This is a genomic window from Kitasatospora sp. NPDC001261 (assembly GCF_042896795.1).
In the GTDB taxonomy this organism is placed as follows: domain Bacteria; phylum Actinomycetota; class Actinomycetes; order Streptomycetales; family Streptomycetaceae; genus Kitasatospora.
This window is the reverse complement of the sequence record NZ_JBIAXP010000005.1, coordinates 385,363-395,375: the sequence shown is the minus strand read 5'-3', so window position 1 is coordinate 395,375 and position 10,013 is coordinate 385,363. Positions and strand designations below refer to the sequence as shown.

At 73.9% G+C, this 10,013-nt stretch carries 7 protein-coding genes; 6 read left to right on the top strand and 1 reads right to left on the bottom strand.

Going from position 1 to position 10,013, the window contains the following annotated elements:
* The coding region (locus tag ACFY4B_RS09560) for a trehalase-like domain-containing protein (protein ID WP_387967076.1) at positions 1 to 652 on the bottom strand (652 nt) is incomplete at its 3' end.
* Between the two features lie 755 nt (positions 653 to 1,407).
* Between ACFY4B_RS09560 and ACFY4B_RS09555 the strand changes: the two genes are divergently transcribed.
* The 6 genes from ACFY4B_RS09555 (at position 1,408) to ACFY4B_RS09530 (ending at position 9,718) form a co-directional block, all read left to right on the top strand.
* Entirely contained in the window at positions 1,408 to 3,087 is a 1,680-nt protein-coding gene (locus ACFY4B_RS09555; RefSeq protein ID WP_375875575.1) for a CTP synthase, read from the top strand.
* Positions 3,088 to 3,182: 95 nt separating this feature from the next.
* Complete coding sequence (locus ACFY4B_RS09550) at positions 3,183 to 3,830, top strand: NUDIX hydrolase (protein ID WP_117490101.1); 648 nt, start codon at positions 3,183 to 3,185, stop codon at positions 3,828 to 3,830.
* Between the two features lie 217 nt (positions 3,831 to 4,047).
* Positions 4,048 to 6,243: a tetratricopeptide repeat protein gene (locus ACFY4B_RS09545; protein ID WP_387967067.1), complete on the top strand. Its 2,196-nt coding sequence runs from the start codon at positions 4,048 to 4,050 to the stop codon at positions 6,241 to 6,243.
* Positions 6,244 to 6,504: 261 nt separating this feature from the next.
* Positions 6,505 to 7,620: an alanine dehydrogenase gene (ald, locus tag ACFY4B_RS09540; RefSeq protein ID WP_049659955.1), complete on the top strand. Its 1,116-nt coding sequence runs from the start codon at positions 6,505 to 6,507 to the stop codon at positions 7,618 to 7,620.
* Positions 7,621 to 8,045: 425 nt separating this feature from the next.
* On the top strand, positions 8,046 to 9,113 hold the full coding sequence (locus tag ACFY4B_RS09535; RefSeq protein WP_369808367.1) for a ParA family protein: 1,068 nt from the start codon (positions 8,046 to 8,048) through the stop codon (positions 9,111 to 9,113).
* A 41-nt stretch (positions 9,114 to 9,154) separates the two neighbouring features.
* A complete protein-coding gene (locus tag ACFY4B_RS09530) occupies positions 9,155 to 9,718 on the top strand; it encodes a hypothetical protein (protein WP_387967065.1) in 564 nt (187 codons plus the stop codon).
* Positions 9,719 to 10,013 lie beyond the last annotated feature (295 nt).

Sequence of the window (10,013 nt, the reverse complement as noted above, 5' to 3'; positions counted from 1 at the left end):
GGGAGGCCTGCCAGGTGAGGGCGAAGGCGATCCGCTCCCCGGCGGTGACGGTGAAGTCGGCGTAGGTGGTGAGGTCGCGGCCGTAGGTCTCGGCCCTGCCGTCCAGCCAGACCGAGTCGGGGCCGGCCACGGCGACGGTGCGGTGGCCGCCGTCGGCCTGCTCGACGCGGTGCACCCAGGGCACCACCCGGCCGTAGGAGAAGCGCATCCGCAGTGCGGAGCGCATCCGCACGGTGCCGGAGACGCCCTCGACGATCCGGATCACCTGGGGGACGGCGTCCTTGCCGGCCAGCGGGCGCGGCGGCATGAAGTCGATCACCCGGACGGTGCCGCCCTGGGCGTCCCACTCCTGCTCCAGGATCAGCGAGTCGCCCCGGTAGCGGCGGCGGTCGGCGGGCACGGCCGGGGCGGCGGCGGTGGGCGGGGGCACCCGCAGGTCGGCGGTCTCGGCGATGCGGACCCGTGCGGGCGAGGGGGCCGGGGCCGTCGCGGGGAGGGGGACCGAGGTGACGACGGCCTCGGCCGGGCCGATCCGCCAGAAGCCGTGTTCATCGGTGCCGAGCAGGCCGGCGAACACGGCCGGCGAGTCGAAGCGGGGAAGGCAGAGCCAGTCCACCGCCCCGTCCCTGCTGACCAGGGCAGCGGTCTGCATGTCCCCGATGAGTGCGTAGTCCTCGATACGGCCGGCCACGTGGATCTCCAGTTCGCAATGTGGTCAGGGCATCGGCGAGCGGAGGGAGCGAGCGGTCTGCGGGGCCGGAGGTCCACCCCGGGACGTCCGGCCTGCCGGGGGTGGTGGCGGGCCTTGCTGGAGTGTCCGCGGGGCTCGGTCGAGCCCCTGGAGTGGGTGGGGATGAGCGGGAATACGGGGAGGTCCGGTCGCGCATCGGGGACCGGGAGTGTCCTGACCCTCCCACGCCCTCCGCGTGCTCGTGCTGTCGGCGATGCGTCCGAGCAGCTTACGACGGACGAAAGGGGCGAAGCACGCGGACGCAGCCCGGTGTGGCGCCGCAATTCGGCGGAAATGCCGTGCATCGCGAGGGCGCGGCGCAGGATGGTCCGGAAGGATCACCTCCGCCTGGCCCGGCAGGGGGAGCCGGGATGGTCCGGACGGACACCGCGCTCTGGCCCGGTCCGGCGGGTTGTGCGACCGGTGTGAAACCTGTGGCGTGTGATGCGCCGGTCGTGCGCCCCGCGCGCGCTCCCGGCGCGGTGCGCGTGCCTCGATCGGCGTCCGGGTCGCGTCACTGATACCCTGGTATCCCGTGGACCGGCGGGATCAAACGCCCCGGACCAGCCGAACCGACGACCCAGTGAGCGCCGCGCACCGAGCCGGCCTCCCGTCACGGCGAACCCCGAGCCTCCCGCCCACGTCTGCTTCGACACGCGACCCACGGGAGCCCCCTCTTGGCACAGCCCCATTCCGGCAAGGCAGCGAACGGCCGCGCCGTGACGACCAAGCACCTCTTCGTCACCGGGGGTGTCGCCTCTTCGCTCGGAAAGGGGCTGACCGCCTCCAGCCTCGGCGCGCTGCTCAAGGCCCGCGGCCTGCGCGTGACGATGCAGAAGCTCGACCCCTACCTCAACGTGGACCCGGGCACCATGAACCCGTTCCAGCACGGTGAGGTGTTCGTCACCGACGACGGCGCCGAGACCGACCTGGACATCGGTCACTACGAGCGGTTCCTGGACACCAACCTGCACGGCTCGGCGAACGTCACCACCGGCCAGGTGTACTCGACGGTCATCGCCAAGGAGCGCCGCGGCGAGTACCTGGGCGACACCGTCCAGGTCATCCCGCACATCACCAACGAGATCAAGTCCCGGATCCGCCGGATGGCGACCGAGGACGTCGACGTCGTGATCACCGAGGTCGGCGGCACCGTCGGCGACATCGAGTCGCTGCCGTTCCTGGAGGCCGTCCGCCAGGTCCGCCACGAGGTCGGCCGGGACAACGTGTTCTTCGTGCACGTCTCCCTGCTGCCGTACATCGGCCCCTCGGGCGAGCTGAAGACCAAGCCCACCCAGCACTCCGTCGCCGCGCTGCGCAACATCGGCATCCAGCCCGACGCGATCGTGCTGCGCGCCGACCGCGAGGTCCCGCAGGCGATCAAGCGCAAGATCTCGCTGATGTGCGACGTGGACGAGGAGGCCGTGGTCGCGGCCATCGACGCCAAGTCGATCTACGACATCCCCAAGGTGCTGCACGGCGAGGGCCTGGACGCGTACGTGGTGCGCCGCCTGGACCTGCCGTTCCGCGACGTCGACTGGACCACCTGGGACGACCTGCTGCGCCGCGTCCACGAGCCGCAGCACATCGTCAAGGTCGCCCTGGTCGGCAAGTACATCGACCTGCCGGACGCGTACCTGTCGGTGACCGAGGCGCTGCGCGCCGGCGGCTTCGCCAACAACGCCCGGGTCGAGATCAAGTGGGTCACCTCGGACGACTGCGAGACCCCCGAGGGCGCCCGGGCGCAGCTCGGCGACGTCGACGCGATCTGCATCCCCGGCGGCTTCGGCGACCGCGGCGTCAACGGCAAGGTCGGCGCGATCACCTTCGCCCGCGAGAACAAGGTGCCGCTGCTGGGCCTGTGCCTGGGCCTGCAGTGCGTGGTCATCGAGGCGGCCCGCAACCTGGCCGGCCTGCCCGAGGCCAACTCCACCGAGTTCGACGCCGCCGCCAAGCACCCGGTCGTCTCCACGATGGCCGAGCAGCTGGCCATCGTCGACGGCAAGGGCGACCTGGGCGGCACCATGCGCCTGGGCCTGTACCCGGCCAAGCTCGCCGAGGGCTCGATCGTCCGTGAGGTCTACGGCGGCGAGCAGTACGTCGAGGAGCGCCACCGCCACCGCTACGAGGTCAACAACGCCTACCGCGCGGACCTGGAGAAGACCGGCTTGGAGTTCTCCGGCCTCTCTCCCAAGGGCGACCTGGTCGAGTACGTCGAGTACCCGCGCGAGGTGCACCCCTACCTGGTGGCCACCCAGGCCCACCCGGAGCTGAAGTCCCGCCCGACCCGCCCGCACCCGCTGTTCGCGGGCCTGGTCAAGGCGGCCATCGAGATCAAGACCGCGGTCTCCGAGTAGTCCTCCCCGGTCGTTCACCGAACGGCGGCCCCGCGATTCCCGCGGGGCCGCCGTTCGGCGTTAGATTGTGTCGTACTGACGAAAAGGGGAGAGCGATGGACGAGCAGAGCCGCCAGGGGATCGCCGACGTGGCCGAGGAGTGGGAGGTCCGGGCCGGCGGGACGCCCTTCCAGGGCAAGGTCACCGGGGTCCGCAGCGAGGAGGTCCGGATGCCCGACGGCAGCTGGGCCCGCCGCGACTACCAGACCCACCCCGGCTCGGTCTCGGTGCTCGCCCTGGACGACGAGCAGCGGGTGCTGGTGCTGCGCCAGTACCGCCACCCGGTGCGCCAGCGGCTGTGGGAGCTGCCCGCCGGCCTGCTCGACGTGCCCGGCGAGAACCCGTGGCACGCCGCGCAGCGCGAGCTGTACGAGGAGGCGTACTGCAAGGCCGGCACCTGGCGGATCCTCGCCGACTACTACACCTCCCCGGGCGGCACCGACGAGGCGCTGCGGATGTTCCTCGCCACCGACCTGGCACCGGCCGAGGGCGAGCGCTACGCGGCCCAGGGCGAGGAGCAGGAGATCGAGGTCGCCTGGGTGCCGGTGCCGGAGCTGATCCGGCTGATCCAGGCCGGGAAGCTGCACAACCCGACCCTGGTCACCGGCACTCTCGCCGTGCACGCCGCGCTCACCGGCCCGGACGGGCTGGACGCGCTGCGCCCGGCGGACTCGCCCTGGCCGGCCCGCCCCTTCGAGGCCTGAGTCGGCCGCTCGGGGGACGGCCGGCCGCCGGTCGTTGAGTCGTTGGGGTGATTTGCGGATTCGTACGACCGGATGTCACCTCGGCTGAGCCGGACGGTCGAACTACGCTTCGCAGACAGGGCGCCCGTCCCGGGCCGCCTCCGCTGAACTCCGGAGGCCGGGCACCGGAAGCCGGGTGTCGGATGCCGAGCGCGGGATGACGTCGGGAGTGGCACGGGTGGCGAGGAAGACGGCGACGATGGACCCCGGCCCCGGCGCGCCCGCCGGGGCCGTCCCGGGCCTGGAGCGGCTGCCGGCCGCACCCACGCTGTTCGTCGGGCGGCGCGCCGAACTGGCCGCGCTGCGGGCGGCCGCCGCCCGCCCGGCGAGCGGGCGCTGCCCGGTGCTGGTGCTGGCCGGGCGCCCCGGCTCCGGACGGACCGTACTGGCCGCCCGCTTCGCCCGTACCGTCGCCGCCGACTACCCGGACGGCGTGCTGTTCGTCCGGCTGTCCGCCCCGGACGGCGGCCGGGTGCCGCCCGCCCGGGCCGCCCGGCTGCTGCTGGAGCAGCTCGACCCGCAGACCGCCGTGCCGCTGCCCGGGACGGGCGAGGACGGGCGGGACGAGCCGGGCTGCGTGGCGCTGCGCGAGGCGCTCGCCGGGCTGCGGGTGCTGCTCGTCCTGGACGACGTCCGGGACGCCGGGCAGGTGTGGCCGCTGCTCGCCGACGAACCGGGCTGCCTGGTGCTCGCCACCACGGCCGGGCCGCTCACCGGGATCGAGGACATCGACCCGGTGATCCTCGGCGGGCTGGACCGGCAGGCCTCCGGCGAGCTGCTGGCCGACCTGGTCGGCGGCACCCGGATCTCCTGCGACCCGGTCGGCGGGGCGGACCTCGCCGAGGCCTGCGCCTCCCGGCCGGCCGCGCTGCGGCTGATGGCGGGGTGGCTGCGCGGGAACCCGAAGATCGCGGTCACGGAGGCGGCGCGCGAGCTCAACCGGGTGGTGGGGGAGGAGACGGCGGTCACGGGGGCCGTCGCGGAGCCGGCCGCGGGCGGCGAGGCCGCAGCGGTTGCTTCGGCGAAGGAGAAGGAGAAGGAGAAGGGGAGGGCGCCGAAGAAGAAGGAGGGGGAGCGGGCGGCCAAGGCCTCCGGTGCCCCTTCGGCCGGGCCCGCCGGAGCGGCCGGAGCCGCCGGGCCGGGCGGGGCCGCTCGGGGCCCCTCGGGGAAGGCGGCCCCGGGGAAGCCGGCGGAGGGCCGGGCCGGTGAGCCCGCCGCGGCCGCCACCGCGGTGACCGAGTCGGCCGGTGACCCGGCGGCCTGGGTGAAGCCCGGCCCGGAGCCGGCCGAGCCGGTGCCCGTCCCCGACAACGATCCGCTGCTCGGCGCGTTCAGCCTGCTGTACCGCGGGCTGCCGGCCGCCCAGGCGCGGATGCTGCGCACCCTCACCCTGGCCCCGGCGCAGACCGCCGACCCGCGCACCGCCTCCGCCCTGGTCGGCTGCCCGGTGCCGGACGCGGCCGCGACGCTGGCCGCGCTGGCCGAGCGGGAGCTGCTCGGCGAGGAGGCGCCGACCGCCGACGGCACCCCGCGCTACCGGGTGCCCGGGCGGCTCTACCCCCGACTGGTCCGGCTGCGCGAGCAGGAGGACCGGCCCACCGAGACCGAGCTCGCCCGGGCCCGGCTGCTGGAGCGGCTGGTCCGGCTCACCGAGTCGGCCCGCGCGCTGCTCGACCCGGCGGCCGGCCCCGGCTCCGGCCAGGACCCGCTGCCCGCCCCGCTGCGGCTGCGCTCGGCCGCGCACGCCCGCGAGTGGCTGCTCGGCGAGCGGGAGCTGCTGCTCGGCGCGGTGGCCGACGCGATCGGCCAGGGCGACCTGGACGGATCGGCCGGGCGGCTGGTCACCGCGCTGCTGCGGGCCCTGCCGCTGACCGGAGCCGCCGCCCCCACCGACCTCTACCGGCTGCACGAGCTGGTGCTGACCGTCGCCGAGCGCAACGGCCGGCCCCGCCGGGCCTCGGCCGCGCTGCTCAACCTGGGTGACCTCCAGGCCTCGGCGGGCCGCTGGGAGCAGGCCGCCGCCCATTACCGGGCCGCCCTGGAGCACGCCCGGAGGGCCGACGACGAACCGCTCTGCGCCCGGGCCCTGGAGAGCGCCGCCAACTGCCACCGGGCGCTCGGCGACGCGGTGCGGGCCGCCGACTGGTACGGCCGGGCGCTCGGCCTGCGGCAGGCGCTCGGGGACCACGCGGCCGAGGCCCGGCTGCTCGCCCGGGTGGCCGAGGCGCACACCGCGCAGCGCCGCTTCGACGAGGCCGACCGGGAGTACCGGGCCGCGCTCGCGGTGCTGCGCCGGCTGGGCGACGAGCGGGGCCTGGAGGCCGTCGGGGGTGCCCTCGCGGACCTGCGGGAACGCGTCGACGCCGGGTGGTGATGGGCCTTTCGGAGGTATTGTCGGAAGTGCCCGGTTACGACGTCTTTGGTGGGTAAGTCGCAGGGGAAGCCTACGAATCTGCCAATGTGTTCGGAAAATTTATTCACTTTGGAAGGCTGACACGCCGCCTGGGCTTCATTACACTCGAACTCAGTCGCGCAGCGATCCCGGCCCCGGGCTGTCCCGGAGGCTTCCCCACGTGCGCGTCGCCCACCGGTCTTCTCCGGTCGGGACCCCCATGGCAAGAGGACGTGTTTAGCCGTGAAGGTCGGCATCCCCCGCGAGGTCAAGAACCACGAGTACCGCGTGGCCATCACGCCCGCCGGCGTGCATGAGCTGGTCCGCAACGGACACGAGGTCTACATCGAGGACAACGCCGGTGTCGGCTCCTCGATCCCGAACGAGGAGTACGTGGCCGCCGGCGCCACCATCCTCCCCACCGCCGACGAGGTGTGGGCCACCGCCGACCTGCTGCTGAAGGTCAAGGAGCCCATCGCCTCCGAGTACCACCGGCTGCGCAAGGGCCAGACCCTCTTCACGTACCTCCACCTGGCGGCCGACCGGGCCGGCACCGACGCGCTGATCGCCTCGGGCACCACCGCCATCGCGTACGAGACCGTGCAGCTGTCGAACGGCGCGCTGCCGCTGCTCGCCCCGATGTCCGAGGTCGCGGGCCGTCTGGCCCCGCAGGTCGGCTCGTACCACCTGATGCGTCCGGCCGGCGGCCGCGGCACCCTGCCGGGCGGCGTGCCCGGCACCCACCCGGCCAAGGCCGTCGTCATCGGTGGCGGCGTCTCCGGCTGGCACGCGGCCACCATCGCCGTCGGCATGGGTTACGAGGTGACCCTGCTGGACCGCGACATCAACAAGCTGCGCGAGGCCGACCGCATCTTCGGCACCAAGGTCAAGACCATCGTCTCGAACTCCTTCGAGCTGGAGAAGGCCGTCCTGGAGGCCGACCTGGTGGTCGGCGCCGTGCTGATCCCGGGCGCCAAGGCCCCGAAGCTGGTCACCAACGAGCTGGTCTCCCGCATGAAGCCGGGCTCCGTGCTCGTCGACATCGCCATCGACCAGGGCGGCTGCTTCGAGGACTCGCACGCCACCACGCACGACGACCCGACCTTCAAGGTCCACAACTCGGTCTTCTACTGCGTGGCCAACATGCCGGGCGCCGTCCCGAACACCTCCACCTACGCGCTGACCAACGCCACCATGCCGTACGTGCTGGAGCTGGCCAACCGCGGCTGGAAGGACGCGCTGCGCCGCGACGCCGCGCTCGCCAAGGGCCTGAACGTGCACGAGGGCCAGATCACCTTCCCGGCCGTGGCCGAGGCCTTCGGCCTGGAGTCGGTCTCCCTGGAGAGCGTGCTCGCCTGAACCCCCTGACCGCCCGGCGGTCGTTCGCCCCCGACCCGATCCCTTCGGGCCGGGGGCTTCGCCGTGCCCGTGAACGGCGGGTGGATCGGGTAGGTCGCTCTGTCGTCAATATCTGTCGGTCACGTCACCCGCCCGCAGAAACGTTGGGGCCGGTGACCCGCTCATCCCTTGACAGCAGCCCGCTCGATAGTCGACACATCCTGCCCACTACCGTGGATTGTGTTGCTGCGAACGCCTTGAACGGCCTAGAGTCGCAAACCGTCGGCATGCTGCCACGCTGACGAATCGACATAGAGTCCTGGATGCCCAAGGAGGTAAGACGACTTGTGAATGAGTCGACAATTGCTCCCGGGGGTGGTCAGCCAGGACTGGCGGCGCTCACCGCCGGCCAGCCGAGTGAGGAGCCCGGGGCCCGGCAGCCCTCCGTGGGCTCGGCCGAGGTCGGCTCGGTCGCACTCCGTACTTTCGAAGCACGCCAGAACACAGCACAGGTGACCACGGTGACCGATCACGACGCCGACTTGGCGGCCTACGGCCTGGCCTACGGCGAGTTCGCCTACGGCGCCTACGACGACCCGGACGCCGAGTACGAGCCGGACCCGGAGTACGCCGCCACGCTGGCCCCCGACGCCGCGCGCCAGCGCCGCGAGCGGGTCGGCCCGACCGGCCGTCCGCTGCCGTACTTCCCGATCCCCGCGCCGGTCGCCGAGCACGGCCCCGCCCAGATCATCGCCATGTGCAACCAGAAGGGCGGCGTCGGCAAGACCACGTCGACCATCAACCTGGGCGCGGCGCTGGCCGAGTACGGCCGCCGGGTGCTGCTCGTCGACTTCGACCCGCAGGGCGCGCTCTCGGTCGGTCTCGGCGTCAACCCGATGGAGCTCGACGTCACCGTCTACAACCTGCTCATGGAGCGGGGCCTGACGGCCGACGAGGTGCTGCTGAAGACGGCGGTCCCGGGGATGGACCTGCTGCCGTCCAACATCGACCTCTCCGCCGCCGAGGTGCAGCTGGTCAGCGAGGTGGCCCGGGAGTCCGCGCTGGCGCGCGCCCTGAAGCCGCTGCTGCCCGACTACGACTACGTCATCATCGACTGCCAGCCCTCGCTGGGCCTGCTGACGGTCAATGCGCTGACGGCCGCTCACAGCGTGATCGTCCCGCTGGAGTGCGAGTTCTTCGCGCTGCGCGGTGTCGCGCTGCTGACCGAGACCATCGAGAAGGTCTGCGAGCGGCTCAACCCCGACCTGCGCCTGGACGGCATCCTGGCCACCATGTACGACTCGCGCACCGTGCACAGCCGCGAGGTGCTGGCGCGCGTCGTCGAGGCGTTCGGCGAGCACGTCTTCCACACCGTCATCGGGCGGACCGTGCGCTTCCCGGAGACCACCGTCGCCGGCGAGCCCATCACGACGTACGCGACCAACTCGGTCGGTGCCGCCGCCTACCGCCAGCTCGCCAGGGAGGTGCTCGACCGGTGCCGCCCCGCCGAGTGAGTCTCCCGGGTGCCGACGAGCTGTTCCGGACCACGGGAGGGATGGCGCTGTCGCCCTCCCTCGCGCCGCGTCCGGCCGCCGAGGCATCCAGACCGGAGACCGCGCGGACCGTCAACGGCCGACCGGACGGCGCCGAGGGCACCGAGGCCGCCCAGGGCGCCCAGGACGACCGGCAGGTGACGCCGGAGCAGCAGGCGGGCGCCTCGGTGCCGGCGCCCGCGCAGCGGTCCGGAGCGGGCGTCGGGCCCGCCGCAGGCGTCGCCGCGGCCGGGCAGACCGTCCAGGGCGGCCGGAGTGCCGCCCCGGCGGCCCGCACCCACCAGGGCGCCGCCGAGGAGCCGTCCGGTGCCGCCGGCCGTGCCCGGCCGCGCGGCCGCGCGCCGCGCCGGCCCAGCGGGCGCGAGCGGCACGACGAGAAGATCACGGTGTACGTGTCCGCCGAGGAGCTCATGGACCTGGAGCACGCCCGGCTGGTGCTGCGCGGCGAGCACGGCCTGGCCGTGGACCGCGGGCGGATCGTCCGGGAGGCCATCGCGGTCGTCCTGGCGGACCTGGAGCAGCGGGGCGAGGCCTCGATCCTGGTACGGCGGCTGCGCGGCCGGTAGGCGGCGCGGAAGGGCGGCCGGCGGTTGCGCCGGGCGTCGAGGGGGGCCGCGGGCCCGGCGTGGGGAGGCCGCCGGAGCCGTGTCGGGCGCCGCAGGGCGCCGCAAGGGCGGCAGGAGGCCCGCGGGACGCGGGCCGGAGGGCCGGCGACGTCCCGGGTGCCGGAGGGCCGTGTCGGGCGCCGCAGGGGCGTTCCCGGGGCCCGGGGGACCCACCGTGGCCTGTTCGACGGGACGGGTGCGTGCGGAGGGGCTCGTACGGGCCGGTGAGCGCCGGCGGAGCGCCGGGCGGGCGCCG

What these genes read in the sequence shown, in the direction of transcription:
- ACFY4B_RS09550 (WP_117490101.1), top strand. Translation starts at nt 3,183, where the DNA reads ATGGACGAGCAGAGCCGCCAGGGGATCGCCGACGTGGCCGAGGAGTGG.
- ACFY4B_RS09530 (WP_387967065.1), top strand. Translation starts at nt 9,155, where the DNA reads ATGGCGCTGTCGCCCTCCCTCGCGCCGCGTCCGGCCGCCGAGGCATCC.